The following is a 19,667-nucleotide window of genomic DNA, read 5'->3' as shown; positions in this document are numbered from 1 at the left end:
CGGTACGTGGCCGAGCACATAGCAGGTTGGCATGCGCGGGGCTGAGGTGCTCGCCGCGGCTCGTGAGGAAACGGATTCCCGGGTGAGTGTGGGCCCTCCAGGTGGCACCTGTCCTGAGGATAATCTGGCTGTCCAAGCTTACGGGTTGCTTTGCGTCGGACAGAGGATCGCGTTCAGCGCATCGAGTCCACGCTACTTTCAAACTGGGAACCAGCTGCCAGATGCGCCGACTTGCGAAGCGTCATCTCGCCAGGACCCGACGACGCGGAGGATTTCTTCCTCGAACGGCCAAAGATATGGACATGAAGCGGCAACCGATTGCCTTTACGAAACACATGAGTCTGATCAGACCTCAAACCACCAGTGTCCTATAGGGAGGTCCGTCTCCTCATTTCACCTCTGAATCGTTGAATTCTCTTTTGGTCAAGGGGGGTAAGCGCGAGACTACTGATGTCATCTGCGGTGGCGTAGCGCAGCCAATTTTGGACAACGATCCAGGATGGGCTGTGTGCCGCCACTTGAAGGGCGGCGCCTCGCGTAAGATCCAGATCCCGAATCAGGCGAGTCGCAGACTCAGTAGGTACTCCGAATTCTAAAGCATCCCTAATAAAGGGAGAGGTGGGTGCACCCTGAGAAACTATTGCTTGAATTCCGGACCAAAGCCACGTGACGGGATAGATAAGCTTCCCGATATATTCCGCCGCGTCTGAAGTCAGCTTTGAAGTATCGGCACCTCCAAACAAAGCTTTCGCAGAACCTGTACTTGGAGCCGCTTCGGCAATAGCTCCGAGGGACGCCCCCTGTATCCACATTGAAAGCAACGAAACGTCCGCAGCGAGTTCCTCACTATTTGGCCAAACTTCCGGGTTATTGACAGTCTCGACTAAACGGTGGTATCGCGCATCCTCCGCACCAGTTCGCCTCAGCCACAATGATGATTCAAGCGTTTCTACTCCCTGAAATAGAAGCTCTGAAAGCCAGATGGAGTCTTCTGTGCCGACAACAGATTCTCCGGACAGCCGCGCCAACCTCTGACGCACTTCATCCGAGAGCACGGCGAGGAGTCGTTCAATCGTCGGAGTTGCGAGGCCAGTGAGTCGGGCATGGTGACCATTCACTGTCAGTTGCAGGGGACTTCCCGCGACCACGTATTGGCGTTCTTCGAGATTCGTCAATACGGTTTGAAATCGTTCTTGAATTTCGCGACGTTTAATCGATTCAGCTTGATGCCAAGCAAAGGTCTTACGAGCCAACGTCAACGCTTGATTATCAACGTAGCTATTTCCATCTCCAAGCCACCCGAGAATCTGACTCTCTAGGTCGAAATAGTCGTTGAGCCGCTCGAATCGACTCAGGTCCGCAGCTGGTACGACAAGCCGGCTTTGAACCCGGTCCCGCATGGCGTCACTCCAAAGCGACCCCCGCACTATGTTCCGCAGCGTCTTGGCATCGCTATCCAGGACGAATACCATCCCCTCCACCGCAGCACTCGCCCGCCCAGCCCGTCCAATAATGTTGAGATAGAGATCTCGCTCTAAACGGCGGGATGGGCCCGGAAAGTTTAGGTGCGGGATGACCACCACACGGAAAGGCAAGTCAGCCCCTTCGGCAACCGTGGTCGTGGCCGACAAAACCCGAAGAAGCCGGTTTCTTGCCAAATGTTCGATGGAACGCAAAACGTTCGTGGGAACTCCAGCATGGTGAAACGCGATGCCGCTACTCACTAGGCGAGCCAGTGGGTGCGTTTCGCCCATAATGGCACGAATTTCTTCTCCCACCTCATCGACTGTTCTTAGGTCCTGCTCTCGCAGCTCGGCCCGCCAGCGCATGCCGGCCTCGGGTGAGAGCGCAGCGACTTTCTTCGCAATCGATTCGGCCGCTGCGCGGGAGGTTTCCACCACGAGAACTGGATCGTGGCCACGCTCGAACCGAAGTATCAGCACGGCCGCATCGTCACTTGCCGTAGTGCCGCGAGGCAATTCTGCAACCAACGCCGCTTGCTGGCCAAGTCTTTGCTTGATCTTTCCGTTCGTCTCCCAAACGAGCTCAATAGTTCCAGTTGGACGCCGACCCCCGCTTATCGGCCCCCGGCCAACCAGCCATTCGCTCATTTCATCTGCCCCGTGGGTAGCAGCCGATAGACCTAGAAAGCCCCAGTGAGGAAATCTATCGCGAAGCCGGGTCAGCAGTAGTTCAAAACGTGGTCCCCTGCCCGCACGCCCTACCAGCTGAAGCTCATCAAAGACGAGCAACTTGCATCTACCTAGCAGCTCTGCCGCTTGGCGACCATTCTGAGTATCTTGGCTGGAAGAGCGAACAAGAGAGTCCAGTCGTTCCGGCGTTACAATGAGAACGTCGGCCGTCAGCATCGCTCCCAGGCCCGAAGTCGCATCAAAGCCCGAGCCTAGGTCGCGAACGGTCATACCGAGCGGGGCGAGTCCCTCCTCGAAAGAGGTGAGAACTTGTCGGGCGAGTAGCCTGTACGGGGCCACATAGATTGCGGCTGCCCCCGGATGCCTTGACGCCATGGCTGCAATACGCAGTTCCGCCAGAAACGTCTTGCCACTTGACGTGGGCAAGGCCACAACGTGATCCGTCTCGCCAGTCGCCCCCCCTTCAATCGCGGCTATTTGGGCAGGGAAGAGAGCCTCCACGCCCCTTGTCGACAGGTAGCGGGTTAGGCGTTCGTCGTCGAAGGTCTCATCTTGGAGTTGGAGGACGCGCACGGGATTTGCTGAATTCAGTGAGTTTGAAAGTGCAATCAGAGCGTCGATGAATACCAACCCCAGAGCGTCCCCGCTGCTGACCATCCATTGTCGGCACCGACGAAGATACTCCGGCCTCCCATTCGAGGTGTCGCCAGAAACATCGGTGTCTCCTGCAATGAAACGTATGCAGGCAAGTATCACGAGATCGCCCACGGCTTCAGCTGAACGGGGTTCACGGCTGTCGGGAGTTGGTTGAATCGTCGCCTGCACCAATTTCTGGGCTGACAGTCGTCCCCCTTCCAAAAGATGCCCCAGAGATTGGATGGCAACGGTCAGCAGGGGACGACTGACGTCTATGCGCGAGGCAAGATACCGGAGTCGTGGCGAAATGAACATCAACCGAGCGAACTGCCCATCAAGGGAGAGCGTTTCCACGCACATCAGAAGGACTGCAAGAGCATCGAGATCCGGCTCCTCGAGGGCTGCCGTCGCCAGTGAGACGACGGTATCAACGGAGTCGTCGTGCAGGCTGTCAAAGTCACCATTGTGCAGGCCAGGTGCTTCGAGTAGCGGCAGGATGAGCCGGTCGCGGTCTATCTGGATGGACCGACGAGGGATTCCTAGCGACGCTTGCACCCGCGCTCTACGCAGCGCCCGTCGTGAACTCGAAAACTCTTCCGTCGTCGTTACGGGCATCTCGAGGCCAGCTCTCGTAGCCCGGGAACATGGACGGCACGGAAATGCTTAGCCGTCGATGTTGCCGGTAGTAGCCCGATATGATGATCAAAATCTGTTTTCACAAGAATGTCTGCGACTCCCACAGCCACGTGGTCAACTTTCTCCTCGTCCCAGATATGTTGAATGAATTGCCACACGCGGTCGGCTACGTTTTCCGGAACTCCTTCTGACTGAAGTCGTCCTTTCAACACTCTCAGCTGCTGAGCTACATAGGCAGGCGTTAGATCGGTGTCCGAAACGGAGAGTGCCAGCTTCGAGCGAAGTCCCTGCGTTGTTTCGCTCACTGAGTGTTTAACACTCACGAACAAGAGCCGCTCTCCCGCACCCAACACTGGTCCTCCATTAGCGTCTAGCTTCACGCCCATAACGTCGATGCCGCTATCGCTCTTTTTTCTCGCCATTTTCGGGACGTTGGGCATGTGGAAGAGTTGGGGATCCCAGGAATTTCGAGCTGCTACAGAAGCTGCAGCTATCAGTTCCGTCACATCCGATCGAGTGATGTCATCTTTCGACGAATCGCCCATCAACAAGGCATCCAAATCAATGCCTTGCTCGGCAAGTAGATTCCGGGCTTCAGTCGATCTATCACCTAGTAGGATGGCACGATAAACCTCCACTGCTGCGTCAACTGCCGGCTCCGACATCGTCCAAGCGTCGATAATCCACCCACTTGCGGAGAATGACGGCGCGGCTTCGCAGTGGCTGGCCAGCAGCACTAGCTCCGCGTGTCCATGGGGCAACATCGCCAGGTCTCTCCTCGATTAGAACACCACTATGAAATGGATAAGCAAATACGACATCTTGTAGAATCAGTCGGGGGCCATCGACGCTTTCGGCAGCCAAATAGGTGAATCCATGAAGGCTGCGGTTCGTTTCTTCAAACGATTCCGGCTTTTGTGCGGACAGACCACGCCCTCGTATCTTACTCAGACATTTGCCCGAGTAAGAGCAAGATCGGCGAGACGGTTTCAGAATGGTCAAGGAGAACGCTCTCCGGTCGCCGGTCGGGCGAGGTTGCTTTCGCGACTCCCGGGAAACGGCTCAGCAAGGGATAGTCGTCGTCCATGGTCATCACCGAGAGCCTCTTTGTCATCCTAATGTTGGCTGCTTGGCGACGCCGCCCTCAGGGGCTGCTCCGGGCGGCAGGTACCGCAGCCGCTGACATGGCCAACGGGCCATGGCTTGGCTGGACGTCCGCTGGCCGCACGGTTGTTGACGTCGCAGCGAAATTAGCCCTCAGGGCGCGACGGGCCACAGAAAGTAGTGGCCACATCCCACACCTAGCGAGGAACGTGTTGTTAGGATGTCACCCAGGTAGCTCGCAGGGAAGCATGCGGCAATAACGGCGAGGTTGGGGAGCTTGGCGCAAGCACGTTGGGTTGTCGACGAAGAATCAAAGACGCTGCGAATCTTGAACGATCTGGAGAGAATCCGGGAAGTCCCTGCACTCAGTATATGGCGCGCCGAATTCGAACTTCTCGCGGAGATCGACGGAATTGCAGTGAGGCCACCGAGTGAAAGTGGACTCGGACTGGACTTCGCCCCCGAAGCCGGAAATTTGAGTCTTGGAATCGCGAAGACTGCTGCAGGGCAGCCCGTAGTGGGCCTTCAACTCTCGGCACAACACGGACCTTTGCTTACTAGCTTGCCAACAGCAGACCAAATTATCTACAGCGGGACATGGTATTGCCTCGATACCGTCGCGATGCGTGAACTCCGGGAACGCGTTTCTGAGCTCCCCGTAATGTTGGGAGTGCCACTCTCCGCCGCTCAGGCTATGGATTTGACCTGGAAATGGTCTATCCCGACGGACTTCGCGCCCGGCGAGGTCGTTCAGTTTGCCGCGACCAATAAGGTAGCAGCGCAGTCCCTAGTTGAGGGGCAGCTCTATCCTTACCAAGCTGAGGGAATCGATCGACTGCTCGACCTGTACGAGGCCGGGATTGGGTGTCTCTTGGCCGATGAGATGGGGTTGGGAAAGACCCTCCAGATCATCGCGCTACTCGCCCACGCAGTGAGATCCGGGCCCTCATTAGTTGTGTGTCCTGCATCTACGCTGGCTAACTGGAAACGAGAACTTTCCTTCTTCGCCCCACATCTTGAGGTGCACATCCATCAAGGCCCCCGACGTTTCGGTGGCATTAGTCAGCTTCGGCCATTTGACGTCGTACTTACGTCCTACGAGACAATGGCCCAGGACGTGCACTTCCTAAAGGCCATTCGGTGGGAGGTTGTTGCCTTCGATGAGGCACAGTACATAAAAAATCCTTCAGCGGATAGAACTATAAGTGCGCGCCTCTTGAGAGCCAAAGCAAAGGTGGCAGTTACCGGAACGCCCATCGAGAATTCTCTACGCGACATGTGGTCAATTGTCGATCTAGCAGTGCCCAGTTACTTGCCACGGCTCGAGGATTTCTTAGAAAGTTATCCAGATATTTCGACAGCGGCCAGCTCTCTTGGACAGAAAGTCTCTCCTATTGTAATACGTCGGAGGCTAACCGACGTTGCGGAGTCCCTTCCAGAACGTATAACCTCAATCGTACCAATTGCCATGGGAACAATTCAGGCTTCGTCCTACGATTCGATTCTTTCGTCAGGTCAAGCCGCACTCCCCAAGATAACTGCTCTGAGAATCTGTGCCGCTGGTGTAAGTAGAAATGCGCAGAGCGCAAAACATCAGTTTCTACATGAGCTGACATCCGAAGCTTTTTCTAATGGCAAAAAGGTTCTTGTATTTGCCTCGTTTAGCTCCATCATCGACTCACTTGCCGAAAGCTACCGGCAGCACACGTCGGGTCTATACGTCGGAACGATTGATGGGCGCACGCCGATCCTGGACCGTCAAGCAGTGATTGACAGTTTTTCGTCGCACGATGGTCCTGGCGTCCTGATTCTCAACCCGCGGGCCGCGGGCGTCGGACTAAATATCCAAACTGCCAACTATGTCGTTCACTTCACGCCCGAGTGGAACCCGGCGGTCGTCGATCAGGCATCAGCACGCGCGCACAGGCGCGGTCAACTACAGACGGTATTTGTTTATCACCTATATTACGAAAAGACAATTGAAGAAGTGATGATAGATCGGCTTGAATCGAAGCGGAAACTTCGCGAAGACGGTCTGGCACCAATCTCCGACAGTCCCACAAATCAAGAAGTTTCCCGCATTCTTGCTTTTTCGCCTAATGGAGTTGCTAGTGCTATCGCTGCCTTTTGAAATTGATTCAATTTCCAAAACCCTGTCAAGCAACGATCTCGGCTTGACTGGAAGCCATCAGGCGGGCATTACCGTGCCCAAATCCGGACCGATGCTAGCGTTCTTCCCTCACCTTTCTCCAGAAATTTTCAATCCGAGAATTTTATTGGACGGTTTTGATGAGCTTCTCGAATCAGACTTTGCGCTGAACTACATCTACTACAACGGAAAAATTCACGGCACTGGCACCAGAAATGAATATAGAATCACGGGTTTGACCAAATTCTTTAGATCTCATGACGCTCGTATCGGTGATGAAATTCGCTTTTCGAAGCTCTATGGTCATCGACTAGGAGTATCTGTTATTTCAAAGCACATCCAAGAGACCAAGGATGCCGCTACTGATTCGCCGGTGCGAATCAAGTTGAGTGGCAACTGGTCAACCTACCGAAGGACTCGAGAGTGACTACCTCCCTGTATGAAGCTACGCCTGATCCAGTCCGCATTACGGAATCGCTACGAGATACCGGATATGTGCTGAACACGGCGGTGGCCGATGTTGTGGATAACTCCATCTCGGCCAATGCCACGCGCATTGATGTTGAGCTTGTTCAAGATCCGGCCGGACGTGTCCGCTTTAGCATCACCGACAACGGTGAGGGGATGGATACTGAAGGCTTGGTCAATGCGCTCCGGTACGGTTCAGATCATCGAGACGATCCTGCCAGCTTGGGGAAGTTCGGCCTCGGGCTGAAGACAGCCTCTACTGCCTTCGCGCGGAGAATACGGCTGACGTCGCGCAAGGGTTCCGGTGATCCTGTCGTCGGCATATGGGATCTGGACCGGGTGGCCGAAATTGGTTGGAACGTCGAAGTTTCTGAGACCGTCCTCCCCTTCGACCGCAAGATTCTAGACGAAGTCTCCGGTGGCGGAGCTGGCACTATGGTTCGCTGGGAGTCTGTTGACCGGGTAATAAAGGAATACAAAGATCCGAGGGGCAGCCGCGCTCGAACTGCCCTGGACAAAGCGGTGAAATCCCTGTCAGAGCACTTGAGCATGGTGTTCCAGCGGTTCTTAGATTCCGATGATAGCCGTGTTCCGTCCGTTGAAATACGCCTCAACGGAGTGAAGTTGAAGTCATGGAACCCGTTCGGGTTCGGCGCCGAGTGCCTTCTAGATGACGAGACAGTAGTCGAGACTGAATTGGGCGACTCGAAAATACTCCTACGGGCTTATGTCTTGCCACGGAAGGCAGAGTTGCAGGCAGCCTTCGGCGAAGAGGCGCATAATGAAGCTCGACTTTACAATACATACCAAGGGATTTACGTCTATCGTGAGAATCGACTAATTCACGGCCCGGACTGGTTGGGGTTCTTTATCCAGGAGCCCCACTATACCTTGGCTAGGGTCGAACTTTCCTTCGACCATATGCTGGATGAGGCATTTCAGATTGATCTAAAAAAATCAAGAATTTCGCTTGATACCGCGATTACAGATTACTTAGCGAAGGCTCTTACTGGACCGCGGCGAGAGGCGGGAATCCGATACAGAGACGGCGAACGCACGAAGCTGCAGGCCATTGACGACAAGTCGATTCACGCGCCGTCAAACGCAACAATCGAGGACAAGTCAAGAACGATGACTAAAGCGACTCTGCAGTCAACCGATGCAGATGCCGGGAAAGCGGAGATACTCAACGCCAAAGGAAGAGTGTTGGTGGAGTTTGTTCCATCCAATGACAACCGAGTTTTTCTTGAAACTGTCAACACCCTTGACGACGGGCAGCTTTATCGGCCGGCCTATATCGGGCGCAACCCAGGCGTTCAGATAAGCAAGACGCACGCATTTTATGAGAAGGTATATCTTCCAAACAGACAATCGGGTGCAACGATCCAAGCGTTGGATTCCCTTCTATGGGCCCTCGCTGCCGCAGAATTTAAAGTATCGGATGATGCCACCCTCGCTGTCTTCGAAGATATTCGTTACGACGTTTCGAAAACACTTCGGCGGCTCGTCGAAGATCTCCCCTCGCCCGAACTGGAAGACTAACCAGGTATGACGAGTCCTCTTGAGTCCGCACTATCGGAGCTACTGAACACAGCTATCGAAATCGAGACCGCTTCGCCTGGCATGCAATTTTCCGTGCGAATCAAGGGCATCGATCGACCGCACGGGTTCAAAGTGGACGTACGGCGGCGATTCTCTTGGATGGAGGCTTCCCTCCAGTTCGATAGTCTGTCTTCTCAGTTGGAGGATCATCTGCGGGTTTCCCTTTCCCGCCAAGTCCCACAGTTCGAGACGTCCATGGTGACGCTTACATCCCGCGGCGTGGAATATAGGAGCGTCCCTAGACTCGGAACCCTCGATGGCCCGCGGGAGAGGATCATGCTCTCCAGCAGGCTCCAGTTAGATTCGCAATCTTCGATTTGGGAGGCTGAACGCCTGTCCGCACTGTCGATCCTCCTGCCAATCGTCCAGCTGCTGGACGATTCTGGGGAAGAGGAACCATCCGATGTATTGTCCCCCGAGATGTACGACGAGGAAGGTCAGGTCAGCTACGGGTGGTCGCGAAGATATGAAAGGAGCCAAGCTAACAGGGCGCTGGCCATCGAAATTCACGGGCGAACATGCTCTGTCTGCGGGGTAAATTTCGACGATTGCTACGGCGCCCTAGCCCGTGGCTATGTGGAGATTCATCATCTAGTTCCGGTGAGCAGCATGAACGGGCCGCAGGTGGTCGATCCGCGAACGGACTTGGTTCCCTTGTGCGCGAATTGTCACCGAATGGCTCATCGCAGATGGCCTCCATATACGCCCTCGGAGCTTCATGCAAGTCGTTTCCCCGACTCGTGATGCAGTTTGTCACCGAGTGAGCGAAAAACCGGCGACTCCGCGTTTTGCACCCTTACGGCCTCTGAACCGGCTCTTCAAGCTGCCTTCCGCCGCTCTTGCTAGTAACCCGCAGCTGGGGCACCAAGGTGGCTGGTCTGCAGTCTGGCCGGTTGAAGATGCTAGTGGCAGCGTCGGCCGTCACGACGGTGGGCTCCGTCAAGGCTCGTGGTCCTGTTCTTGGTTGAATGCTTAGACGCACTCATCCCAACGGGCCTACGGGCCCCTTCTTTGGCTACGACGCGGAAGTAATTCTCCACCAACCACGAAGAGCGCCTGAACGTCGCTGAAGGCTCGCCTAGGATTCTGCCTATGCGGAAAGTGAGTTAATTCCTGGGAAATTGCTGGTGCGACCAGCGGCGTGGCACCCCGCCCTCTGGGTCATTTATGCGACATAATGTCGTGGGATCAACCCAGATAGGACATCATGGACAACGCAAATACCCTTCTTGGCCAGGCACGTGCCCGGTACACTCAACGTCAGCTGGCGGAGCAGCTCAACGTCTCGGACCGGACTGTCATGCGCTGGGAGAGCGGCGAGACAGCTTGCCCAACGATGCTCGCCCCGGCGTTGAGGGAACTGCTGGGACTTCGCCCAGCCTCCGGCCCCGAGGATTTCAAGTTCATTGACCTGTTCGCGGGGATCGGCGGGATCCGAAAGGGATTCGAGGCTCATGGCGGTCGCTGTGTTTTTACCAGCGAGTGGAACAAATATGCCGAAAAGACCTACCTCACAAACTTCCCAGACGATGAAGAGGAGTCCCACACATTTGTGGGGGACATCCAGACCTTCCCGGCCAATGATGTGCCCGACCATGACATTCTGCTCGGCGGTTTCCCCTGCCAGCCGTTTTCAATCGCGGGGGTGAGCAAGAAAAACTCCATGGGCCGGCTGCACGGTTTCGAGGACGCCACACAGGGCACTCTATTCTTTGACGTGGCCCGGATCATCAATGAAAAGCGTCCGGCGGCGTTCATGCTCGAAAACGTCAAGAATCTCCGTTCCCATGACAAAGGTCGGACCTTCGCAGTCATTATGGATACTCTCCAGGATGAACTCGGCTACGAAGTTCACGCAAAGGTTATCGACGCCATCAACTTCACCCCCCAGCACCGCGAACGAATCATTATCGTCGGCTTCCGCGAACCCACGGATTTCACTTGGGACGATTTGGAAGTGCCTCCGGTCGGCCCAAGGCTGAACACTGTTCTGCACCGGACTGACGGCACCGAGCCCGTACTCGAATGGGACGGGGACCGGTACTTCGACCATGAAAACGCAGAAGTGCAGCCCAAATTCACCTTGACCCCGAACCTCTGGGCCTATCTCCAAGCATACGCTGCCAAGCACAAGGCCGCCGGCAACGGCTTCGGGTTTGGTCTGGTTCAACCAACAGGGACAACACGGACCTTGTCGGCAAGGTACTACAAGGACGGCTCTGAAATCCTCGTCGCGCAGGATGGCAACCGACCACGTAGGCTGACGCCGCGCGAATGCGCGCGCCTGATGGGATACGAGGACACCTTCCGGATTCCTGTAAGCGACACCCAAGCCTATAAGCAATTCGGAAACAGCGTCGTCACACCGGTCATGAGCGAGATTGCCCGGATCATGACACCACATGTGTTCAAAATTGTGAACCAGCCGGCCGCGGCGGAGAGCCTTTCCGCTTGACCGGTGCAGGAAAGCGTGCCGCGTCGTGGCGCCGGCGGGTTGGCGCCACGACCGGTTCCTGGTCCCGACAACGCGGATCCTCAGCACGTTGTGTTCTAGAGTCCGGCTTGACGACCAACTCCTGAACGGAAGGGCCGAACAGACCGCCTGACGAAACCGGCTCTTCAAGATTGGTGGGGAAATCGATTCCCACGAACCTTGAAGAGCCGGCTATCTGACAAGAAATCCGAAAGAAATCATTCCTGAGTTCAATGCACAGGAAGTCTTCACCACGGCAGCCAGACAGCTCCCACCACCGCTTCAGACGATCAATCGATATCGCTGGCGGAACAAGAGCCCGACTACCGTGAACGTAAAATCGCTTCTCGCTCCGGAGTGACCTGAAACCATCCGTCCTTTCGTTTGGCCCAATATTCGGCCTCAACAATATGCAAAACCTACATACAGGCAGCGGGAAGTGAGCGAGCGAAATATCAATATGCCCTGATATCTTTGCGATCTGACCTTGACCGGCAGGCCAAGGAACTTGCCAAAACGAGGCCACGTCACCTATAGAGCACCAGGTTCTTACGCCCATCCCTCTCGCCGATAGAGGCCGAATGACAAGCCGCGCGGAGCCAGTCCCTGCCAGCTCAGAATGATAGCGCGCCCTGACGTCGAGGCTGTGACCTCCCACCGTCGATTTCTGCCCGTGCTCGAACTCGGATCTATGCGCTACGCGTCAATCACCCTTCCCTCGTTTACGAAACGCAACGCTATCGCCGTTCCGCCCCCTAGTGTTGATCCTGTACATAACGAAACCGTTTACGTAAACCGTTTGCGTAGCCCTCCACAGATGAGCTGCGCATCCCGCCGACAACCTCAGGGAGGAGGAACAGTGGTCACCATCCGCGATGTCGCCAAGCACGCCGGCGTCTCTCCGGCCACCGTCTCCCGGGTTGTCAACGGGCTCGTGGGCTACTCGGACGAGACCCGGGAACGCGTCGAAACCGCGGTCAAGAGCCTCAGCTACGAAACGGACTACCTCGCCCGGGGCCTCAAGACCCGGCAGACGTCCGTGATCGGGCTCCTCGCGCCGATGGTCTCCGATGCTCTGGCCTCCCAGGTCATGCAGGGCGTGGAGGAGGAAGCCCAGGAACGCGGCTACGCCGTGATGCTGGGCCGCACCGGCGCCAAGTCCGCCTACATCGCCGGCTACCTGCGGACCCTGCGCACCTACCGGGCCGCCGGCGTCATCCTCATCTCCGCGGTGATCACGCCGGAGACCAGGCAGCTGCTGGGACCCAACGTTCCCATCATCTCCGTCGCCATCAGCGACAAGTCGGGCTCCCCCAGCGTGGCCATCGACGACGAGCAGGCAGCCTACGACGCGACCCGTCACCTGCTCCGGCTCGGCCACCGCCGCATCGGCCTCCTGACCGGGGACCCGGCGTCGGTCCACGTCGCCCAGCCCCGCAAACGCGGCTACCTCCGCGCCATGACCGAAGCGAACTGCATGCCGGTCACCGCCACCGGAAGCTTCTTCTACGAAAGCGGCGCACCCGGCGCCGGCGAGCTGCTGCAGCAGGACCCCGGCCTCACCGCCATCTTCGCGATGAGCGACGAGATGGGCGCCGCCGTCGTCAATGAACTGCAGCGCCGCGGGCTCCGCGTGCCGGAGGACGTCTCCGTCCTGGGGTTCGACAACACCTCCACCTCCCTGCACGTGAACCCGCCGCTGAGCACCATGGCGCAGCCGCTCGAGGAAATGGGACGGATGGCCGTGAAGAAGCTGCTCCGCTCCCGCGACCTGGGGCCGAAGATCATGCCGCACCGGCTGATCGAGCGCGGCTCCACCGCGCCGCCCAGTCCAACACCGGAGAACCCGGCACCGCCCGGCGAACAAGCCGGCGAACACGTCCTGGTCAGCTAGCCAAGACCCCCAAACACCACCACCACCCACGGCGACCGCCGGCACTCCCCCGTGCCACCAGGCAACCCGCCGCGATTCCGCATGCACCAAACCACTCGCACCAACCCACGAAACAAGGAGCAACACATGAGGCAGCGCCGCCGCACCTGGCAGACTCTTCTCGCCACCACCGCATCCCTGACCGTCGCCGCCGTCGCCCTCACCGGCTGCGGCGGAACCGCCACGGACGCGAAGAGCGCCCCGAAGGCCGCCGCCGCGTCCTTCGAGGGCAAGGGCCCCATCAACTACGTCTCCAACCGCGACGCCTCCGGTGCCGCGAACAAGAGCATCGAGGAATGGAACGCCGCCCACCCGGAGGAGAAGGTCACGTTCATCGAACTGCCCGACTCCGCGGACCAGCAGCGCCAGCAGCTCATCCAGAACGCGCAGATCAAGTCGGACACCTTCAGCGTGCTGAACCTGGACGTCGTCTGGACCTCCGAGTTCGCCGCGAACAAGTGGATCATGCCGCTGCCCGCGGACGCGATCCCCACGGACAAGATGATCCCCGCCACGGTCAACGCCGCGACGTACCGGGACACCCTGGTCGGCGCCCCGTACTACACCGACGGCGCGCTGTTCTACTTCCGCTCGGACCTGCTCAAGGCCGCCGGCATCGCCGCCCCGCCCAAGACCTGGGACGAGATGAAGACCGCCTGCAAGGCCATCCTGGCCCTCCCCGAAGCCGCGGGCATGTCCTGCTACGCCGGCCAGTTCGACAAGAACGAGGCCCTCACGGTCAACTTCTCCGAGGCCGTGGCCTCGGCCGGCGGCACCGTGGTGGACGCCGACGGCAAGCCCACCGTCAACACCCCCGAGGCCAAGAAGGGCCTGAACCTGCTGGTGGACGGCTTCAAGGACGGGCTCTTCCCGTCCGACGCCATCACCTACCTCGAAGAGCAGGGCCGCCGCGCGTTCCAGGACGGCAAGCTGGTCTTCCTGCGCAACTGGTCCTTCCTGCACGCCTCCCTGAGCGCCACGGACGGCTCCAGCAAGGTGGCCGGCAAGTTCGGCATCACCTCCATCCCGGGCACCGACGGCCCCGGCGTCTCCACCCTCGGCGGCCGCAGCCTCGCCATCTCGCCCTTCACCGCCAACAAGGCCACCGCCCTGGCGTTCATCAAGTTCTTCACCAGCGAGGAACAGGCCAAGAAGCGCCTGGCCCTGTCCTCCCGCGCCCCGGCGTACGCGTCCCTTTACGCGGACCCCGCCGTCGTCGCCAAGCGCCCGTTCTTTCCCACCCTGCTGACCTCGCTGAACAACGCCCAGCCGCGCCCCAAGGTGGTCCAGTACGGCGCCACCACCAAGGCCATCCAGGAAGAGGCGTACGCGGCCATCACCGGCAAGAAGGACACGGATACGGCCCTGAACGACATGCAGGCCAAGCTCACCGAGCTCTCCGCCAAGTAATTCCGCCCCGTAGCAACAGCCCGGCCGGCCGGTTCACCCCGGCCGGCCCGGCAGCTGCAACCCCAGTGAGGTTCCCAGAATGACGACGACGACCGCCCCGCCCGCCGGCGCGCAGACCGGCACGCCCCAACCAGCCAGCCCGCGCAAACGCGGCCACCGCGGCAACCGCACCGCCGGGGAAGGCCGCATGGCCGCGCTGCTGCTCTCCCCCACCATCCTGGTGCTGGCCCTGGTGATTGTGTACCCGCTGCTCGCCGCGGTGCACCAGTCCCTCTACCGCGCCGAATCCGGACTGGACGCGGACGGCTTCGTCGCCGACGTCGAATCCTTCGTGGGCCTGGCCAACTACGCCGACCTCTTCGTCGGCGAAACCGGGCGGCGCTTCCTGAACGCGCTCGGCAACACCACGTTCTTCACCGTCACCACGGTGTTCCTCGAGACCGTCCTGGGCCTCTGCCTGGCCCTCGCCATGAACCGCGCCTTCCGCGGCCGGTCCTTCCTCCGCGCCAGCATCCTGGTCCCCTGGGCCGTCCCCACTGCCGTCTCCGGCCTGCTGTGGCGCTGGATCTTCCAGTCCGACGGCATCGCCAACACCCTGCTCGGCTCCGAAATCCTCTGGACCGCCGAGGGCAACGCGTCCCGCGCGGCCATCATCATCGCCGAGGTCTGGAAGACCGCCCCGTTCATCGGCCTCCTGGTCCTCGCCGGCATGCAGGTCATCCCCGGCGAGGTCTATGAAGCGGCCAAGATCGACGGCGCCGGCTGGTGGCGCCAGCTCGGCTCCATCACCCTCCCGCTGGTCAAGCCCACCCTGCTGGTCGCCGTGCTGTTCCGCATGCTCGACGCCCTGCGCATGTTCGATCTCCCCTTCGTGCTGATCGGCCCCGGCAAGGAATCCGTGGAAACCCTCTCCATGCTCGCGTGGGACGAATCCAACCAGCTCCGCTACGGCTCCGCCTCCGCGTTCGCGATCATGCTCTTCCTGTACGTCGCCGTCGTCGCGATCGTGTTCGTGAAGGTCCTCGGCGCCGACGTCACCGGCGCCAAGGAACTGAAGCTGCTCTCGAAGAAGTCCCGCACCAAGGCAACCCGTACCCAGGCGAACACTGACCAGGCAATCGCTGAACAGAAGAAGGCCGAGGCCACCCGATGACCATCTCTGACCTCCGCAACGCCGCCACCGACTCCGGCGCCCCGGGCGCCTCCGGAGCCGGCGCGCCCGACGCATCCACCGCCGTCGGCCGCTCCGGTAAGCCGAAAGCGCCGCGCACCTGGCGCTCCTACTCGGTGTACCTGGGCCTGGCGCTGATCTTCGCCTACTGCCTGGCGCCGTTTTACTGGATGCTGGTCTCCAGCCTCCGCCGCACTGCCGACATTTTCGACAACACCCTGCTGCCGGCGCCGTTCTCGCTGGAGAACTACGCCAAGGTGTTCGACGGCTCCACCATGTTCGGCCAGGCCCTGCTGAACTCCCTGATCGTGGCCGGCACCACCACGGTGTTCGCGCTGCTGCTCGGCGTGTTCGCCGCGTACGCGATCTCGCGGCTGAACTTCCGCTTCAAGTCGGTGATCCTGGGCGTGATCATCGCGACGTCGATGTTCCCCGGCATCTCCGTGGTGGTGCCGCTGCTGCGCCTCTTCACGGACCTCGGCTGGATCAACACCTACCAGGCGATGATCGTGCCCAGCCTGTCCTTCGCGATCCCGCTGGCGGTCTGGAACCTCACCACGTTCATGAAGGCCCTGCCGTTCGACCTTGAGGAAGCCGCCATGATCGACGGCTGCACCAAGTGGCAGGCGTTCCGCCGGGTTCTTCTCCCGCTCGCCGCGCCGGGCGTCTTCACCACCGCGATCCTGACTTTCATCCACAGCTGGAACGAATTCATCATCGCGCTGTCCATGATCAACGACCCCAAGATCCAGACCGCCACGGTGGCGATCTCCAAGTTCGCTGGCGCCACCGAATTCCAGGCGCCCTTCGGCGAGCAGATGGCCGCCGGTGTGATCGTCACCGTACCGTTGGTCATTATGGTGCTGATCTTCCAGCGGCGGATCGTCGAAGGCCTCACCGCGGGCGCGAGCAAATGAGCACTGTAGAGGAAACCACGATCGCGCCGGTCCCCGAGTGGTGGCAGTCGGCCGTCATTTACGAGGTCTACCCGCGCTCCTTCGCCGACGGCGACGGCGACGGCGTGGGCGACCTCGCCGGGCTGATCGCCCGGCTACCGTACATCGCCGCCCTCGGCGTCGACGGCATCTGGATGACCCCGTTCCAGCCCTCCCCGCAGGTGGACCAGGGCTACGACGTCACGGACTACTGCGGCGTGGACCCGTTGTTCGGCACCATGGAGCAGTTCGATGCGTTGCTTTCTGACGCGCACGCGCTGGGGCTGCGGGTCCTGCTCGACGTCGTCCCCAACCACTGCTCCTCGGAGCACCCGCTGTTCCAGGTGGCCCTCGCGGCCGGGCCGGGCTCGCCGGAGCGGGACATGTTCCACTTCGTTGAAGGCTCCACCGCCGACGTCCCGCCGAACAACTGGCAGAGCGTCTTTGGCGGCCGGGCCTGGAGCCGAGCCAACCCGGAGTCCGAGACGGACACGGACTGGTATCTGCACCTCTTCTCGGCCGGGCAGCCCGACTGGAACTGGCGCAACCCCGCCGTCGGCGATTACTTCGACGGCGTGCTCCGCTTCTGGTTCGACAAGGGCGTGGACGGGCTGCGGATCGACGTCGCGCATGCGCTGTTCAAGGCCGACGGGCTGCCGGACTCGCCCTCCACGGGCGGGGTGGTGGACGGGCTGCGGTCCAACCCGCAGGTCTCGGACCAGGAGGACGTCCACGAGGTCTACCGCCGCTGGCGCACGCTCGCCGAGAAGTATGAGCCGCATCGGCTACTCGTGGGTGAGGTCAATCTAGAGCCCGCCCGCGCGGCCCGCTACACACGGGCCGATGAGATGCAGCAGGCCTTCGCGTTCGCGTTCGTGAAGCTTGGCTGGGATGCGGAGGCGTGGGCCGCCGTCGGCAACGAGCTCGAAGCCGCCCGGCAGCTTCACGGCGCTGCCCCCACGTGGGCGCTGGAAAACCACGACATCGTCCGTTCCGTCACGCGCTTCGACGGCGGCGAGCTCGGCAGCGTCCGAGCCCGGGCGGCACTCGTGGCTCTGCTCGGACTGCCCGGCGCGGCCTACATCTACCAGGGCCAAGAGCTCGGGCTGCCCGAGGTCGACGTCCCGGTGGAGGCCCGGGTGGATCCGATGTGGGCCCGCGGCGGAGTCTGCCGCGACGGCGCCCGATTGCCGCTGCCATGGACAGAGGAGGCGGCGGCGAACCACGGCTTCTCGCTCGGTGAACCCGCCGCGGAACCGTGGCTCCCGATCCCCTCGGGCTGGGGCGCGCACGCAATCGAACTCCAGCGGCAGGACCCGGAGTCCGCCATGAACCTGACCAAGGCGGCACTGGAGCTGCGCCGTCAGTTGTGGAAGAACGAGGTCTTCACCGCGGACGACGGCGGCAGCTGGCGGGTCGAGGCCGGAAACCTCCTCATCTGCGAACGCAACGAGCACTTCTTGGTCGCCGTCGCGATGGGAACCGCGCCGGTCAGACTCCCGGCTGGCACCGTGCTGCTCAACGCCGAACCGCTGGCCGAGGACGGCTGGCTGCAGCCCAACAACGCGGCGTGGGTGCTTAGGGGCTGAGGCGACCGGGGCATGCGAAAGGGGCCCTCCACGCTGCCTTGGGAGACGGAGACGGCCAACTTTCACTTTTGCAGCCTTGTCAAGACTAGACATTGAAATCGGCACACGACTAGCGTTCCCCTTCCTACCAACCGGCGAACCTACAGCATTAGCGGCTTCTGGAGTGAGGCGGTCCGCCAAAGTTGGCGACGTCAAATAAGGAGCCAAAAATGCGTAAAAGTGGATACCTGTACGCGGCAACGGCACTTGCCGCAGTACTGATGATTCCGGCCGGTCCTTCTACTGCTGCGCCAGCTGAGGTAAGTCATACACAAGCTGTAGGTGGGCTTTTCAACACTTGCACGGGGGAACTTGTCCAGTTCACGGGGAAAGCCCGCGTGCTGGATAAGCCCAATGCCGACGGCTCGTTTAAGACGAGCTTCAACATTCACGGCACTGGGACCGGCTCATTAGGCAATCAATACGTTGTTCACCTTGATCTTCTGCTCGTCCGAGCCACTTCCGGCCAACTGACGCTGGACGACGAGAAAACAACGCTTGTTAGCAAAGGGGCTGCCCCGAACCAGAGCGTCCGCTTTCATTTTTCTTCCGGTTCTCCGGACGTCGTATTCACAGTGGATTGCCACGGCTAGATGGCACTCTTTGTCGCCGTCGCGATGGGAGCCAAACCGGTCAGGCTCCCGGTCGGGACAGTGCTGCTCAGCGCCGCGCCCCAGGCCGAAGTCGGCTGGCTGCAGCCATGCAATGCCGCCTAGGTGTACTGAGCCGGGACGTTGTTGACACCCGGGGCTTGAAAACGAGGAGGACCTCCGGGCTAAGTGGAGCTGTCTAGTTCACACACTTTGCGCTCGGAGGTCCTCGTGTCCCACGTTAATGCCCGKCTGACAGTTCATGGAAGACTCCTGATCGTKGACCGGGTGRCCGCMGGYCGCCCGGTCGCYCATATCGCTGCGGAGCTGGGCGTGTCCCGGCAGACCGCGTACCGGTGGRTCMGACGMTTCCGSGCCGAGGGCGCRGCCGGKCTKCSMGACCGYTCRAGCCGGCCGAGGTCATCACCGGCCCGGACGAGYKCCGAMCGTGAGCARGCCGTCCTGGACGCCCGGCGGTCGTTACGRTTCGGKCCGCTGMGGATCGCTGCGYTCACCGGCGTCCCGGCCCGSACSGTGTCCCGGRTCCTGCACCGGCACGGGGTTCCGCGGCTGGCAGACTGCGATCCGCTGACCGGCGCCCCGATCCGCGCGGCCAGGACAACGGCGAACCGGTACGAACGGGCACGGCCCGGGGAACTGGTCCATCTGGACGTCAAGAAGCTCGGACGCATCCCGGAAGGTGGCGGCTGGCGGGCCCACGGCCGCTCGGAGCAGGTCAAGGGACGCGGAATCGGTTACGACTACGTCCACGTCGCGAT

General features: G+C 60.2%; 15 protein-coding genes. 13 read left to right on the top strand and 2 right to left on the bottom strand.

What is annotated here, in order from left to right; all coding sequences use genetic code 11:
• Positions 1 to 368 precede the first annotated feature (368 nt).
• Together AC1DN2_RS19940 and AC1DN2_RS19935 are read right to left on the bottom strand one after the other, a co-directional pair.
• A complete protein-coding gene (locus tag AC1DN2_RS19940; RefSeq protein WP_476851670.1) occupies positions 369 to 3,404 on the bottom strand; it encodes a DEAD/DEAH box helicase in 3,036 nt (1,011 codons plus the stop codon).
• Positions 3,395 to 4,162 (bottom strand): hypothetical protein, encoded by a 768-nt coding sequence (locus tag AC1DN2_RS19935; protein ID WP_476851669.1) that lies wholly within the window; start codon positions 4,160 to 4,162, stop codon positions 3,395 to 3,397. Before AC1DN2_RS19935 ends, AC1DN2_RS19940 begins: the two co-directional genes overlap by 10 nt.
• A 695-nt stretch (positions 4,163 to 4,857) precedes the next feature.
• Here AC1DN2_RS19935 and AC1DN2_RS19930 point away from each other — a divergent pair.
• The 13 genes from AC1DN2_RS19930 to AC1DN2_RS19870 all read left to right on the top strand — a co-directional run.
• Entirely contained in the window at positions 4,858 to 6,660 is a 1,803-nt protein-coding gene (locus AC1DN2_RS19930) for a DEAD/DEAH box helicase (RefSeq protein WP_476851668.1), read from the top strand.
• Positions 6,641 to 7,105 carry an EcoRII N-terminal effector-binding domain-containing protein gene (locus AC1DN2_RS19925; RefSeq protein WP_476851667.1) on the top strand — a complete coding sequence of 155 codons (465 nt, stop codon included), beginning with the start codon at positions 6,641 to 6,643 and terminating at the stop codon, positions 7,103 to 7,105. Before AC1DN2_RS19930 ends, AC1DN2_RS19925 begins: the two co-directional genes overlap by 20 nt.
• Positions 7,102 to 8,688, top strand: a complete 1,587-nt coding sequence (locus tag AC1DN2_RS19920) for an ATP-binding protein (protein WP_476851666.1) — start codon at positions 7,102 to 7,104, stop codon at positions 8,686 to 8,688. Before AC1DN2_RS19925 ends, AC1DN2_RS19920 begins: the two co-directional genes overlap by 4 nt.
• A 6-nt stretch (positions 8,689 to 8,694) precedes the next feature.
• Entirely contained in the window at positions 8,695 to 9,492 is a 798-nt protein-coding gene (locus AC1DN2_RS19915) for an HNH endonuclease (protein WP_476851665.1), read from the top strand.
• 463 nt (positions 9,493 to 9,955) lie between these two features.
• The gene (dcm, locus tag AC1DN2_RS19910; protein WP_476851664.1) at positions 9,956 to 11,203 is read left to right on the top strand and encodes a DNA (cytosine-5-)-methyltransferase; all 1,248 of its coding nucleotides are present in this window, start codon (positions 9,956 to 9,958) and stop codon (positions 11,201 to 11,203) included.
• Between the two features lie 877 nt (positions 11,204 to 12,080).
• Complete coding sequence (locus tag AC1DN2_RS19905) at positions 12,081 to 13,115, top strand: LacI family DNA-binding transcriptional regulator (RefSeq protein ID WP_476851663.1); 1,035 nt, start codon at positions 12,081 to 12,083, stop codon at positions 13,113 to 13,115.
• 126 nt (positions 13,116 to 13,241) lie between these two features.
• The gene (locus tag AC1DN2_RS19900; protein ID WP_476851662.1) at positions 13,242 to 14,564 is read left to right on the top strand and encodes an ABC transporter substrate-binding protein; all 1,323 of its coding nucleotides are present in this window, start codon (positions 13,242 to 13,244) and stop codon (positions 14,562 to 14,564) included.
• A 79-nt stretch (positions 14,565 to 14,643) separates the two neighbouring features.
• Complete coding sequence (locus AC1DN2_RS19895) at positions 14,644 to 15,717, top strand: carbohydrate ABC transporter permease (RefSeq protein WP_476851661.1); 1,074 nt, start codon at positions 14,644 to 14,646, stop codon at positions 15,715 to 15,717.
• A complete protein-coding gene (locus AC1DN2_RS19890; RefSeq protein ID WP_476851660.1) occupies positions 15,714 to 16,652 on the top strand; it encodes a carbohydrate ABC transporter permease in 939 nt (312 codons plus the stop codon). The genes AC1DN2_RS19895 and AC1DN2_RS19890 overlap by 4 nt, the downstream gene beginning before the upstream one ends.
• Positions 16,649 to 18,259, top strand: a complete 1,611-nt coding sequence (locus tag AC1DN2_RS19885; RefSeq protein WP_476851659.1) for an alpha-amylase family glycosyl hydrolase — start codon at positions 16,649 to 16,651, stop codon at positions 18,257 to 18,259. Before AC1DN2_RS19890 ends, AC1DN2_RS19885 begins: the two co-directional genes overlap by 4 nt.
• A 209-nt stretch (positions 18,260 to 18,468) precedes the next feature.
• The gene (locus AC1DN2_RS19880; RefSeq protein WP_476851658.1) at positions 18,469 to 18,891 is read left to right on the top strand and encodes a hypothetical protein; all 423 of its coding nucleotides are present in this window, start codon (positions 18,469 to 18,471) and stop codon (positions 18,889 to 18,891) included.
• The gene (locus tag AC1DN2_RS19875) at positions 18,892 to 19,014 is read left to right on the top strand and encodes a hypothetical protein (RefSeq protein WP_476851657.1); all 123 of its coding nucleotides are present in this window, start codon (positions 18,892 to 18,894) and stop codon (positions 19,012 to 19,014) included.
• Between the two features lie 105 nt (positions 19,015 to 19,119).
• Positions 19,120 to 19,667: helix-turn-helix domain-containing protein (locus AC1DN2_RS19870; RefSeq protein ID WP_476851656.1), on the top strand; the 548-nt coding region annotated here is incomplete at its 3' end.

The organism is Arthrobacter sp. 01L42 (assembly GCF_056400005.1).
The sequence above is the reverse complement of the archived record's forward strand: the minus strand, read 5'-3'. Positions and strand labels throughout refer to the sequence as shown.

What these genes read in the sequence shown, in the direction of transcription:
- AC1DN2_RS19940 (WP_476851670.1), bottom strand. Translation starts at nt 3,404, where the DNA reads ATGCCCGTAACGACGACGGAAGAGTTTTCGAGTTCACGACGGGCGCTG.
- AC1DN2_RS19915 (WP_476851665.1), top strand. Translation starts at nt 8,695, where the DNA reads ATGACGAGTCCTCTTGAGTCCGCACTATCGGAGCTACTGAACACAGCT.
- dcm (WP_476851664.1), top strand. Translation starts at nt 9,956, where the DNA reads ATGGACAACGCAAATACCCTTCTTGGCCAGGCACGTGCCCGGTACACT.
- AC1DN2_RS19900 (WP_476851662.1), top strand. Translation starts at nt 13,242, where the DNA reads ATGAGGCAGCGCCGCCGCACCTGGCAGACTCTTCTCGCCACCACCGCA.
- AC1DN2_RS19895 (WP_476851661.1), top strand. Translation starts at nt 14,644, where the DNA reads ATGACGACGACGACCGCCCCGCCCGCCGGCGCGCAGACCGGCACGCCC.
- AC1DN2_RS19890 (WP_476851660.1), top strand. Translation starts at nt 15,714, where the DNA reads ATGACCATCTCTGACCTCCGCAACGCCGCCACCGACTCCGGCGCCCCG.
- AC1DN2_RS19885 (WP_476851659.1), top strand. Translation starts at nt 16,649, where the DNA reads ATGAGCACTGTAGAGGAAACCACGATCGCGCCGGTCCCCGAGTGGTGG.
- AC1DN2_RS19880 (WP_476851658.1), top strand. Translation starts at nt 18,469, where the DNA reads ATGCGTAAAAGTGGATACCTGTACGCGGCAACGGCACTTGCCGCAGTA.
- AC1DN2_RS19875 (WP_476851657.1), top strand. Translation starts at nt 18,892, where the DNA reads ATGGCACTCTTTGTCGCCGTCGCGATGGGAGCCAAACCGGTCAGGCTC.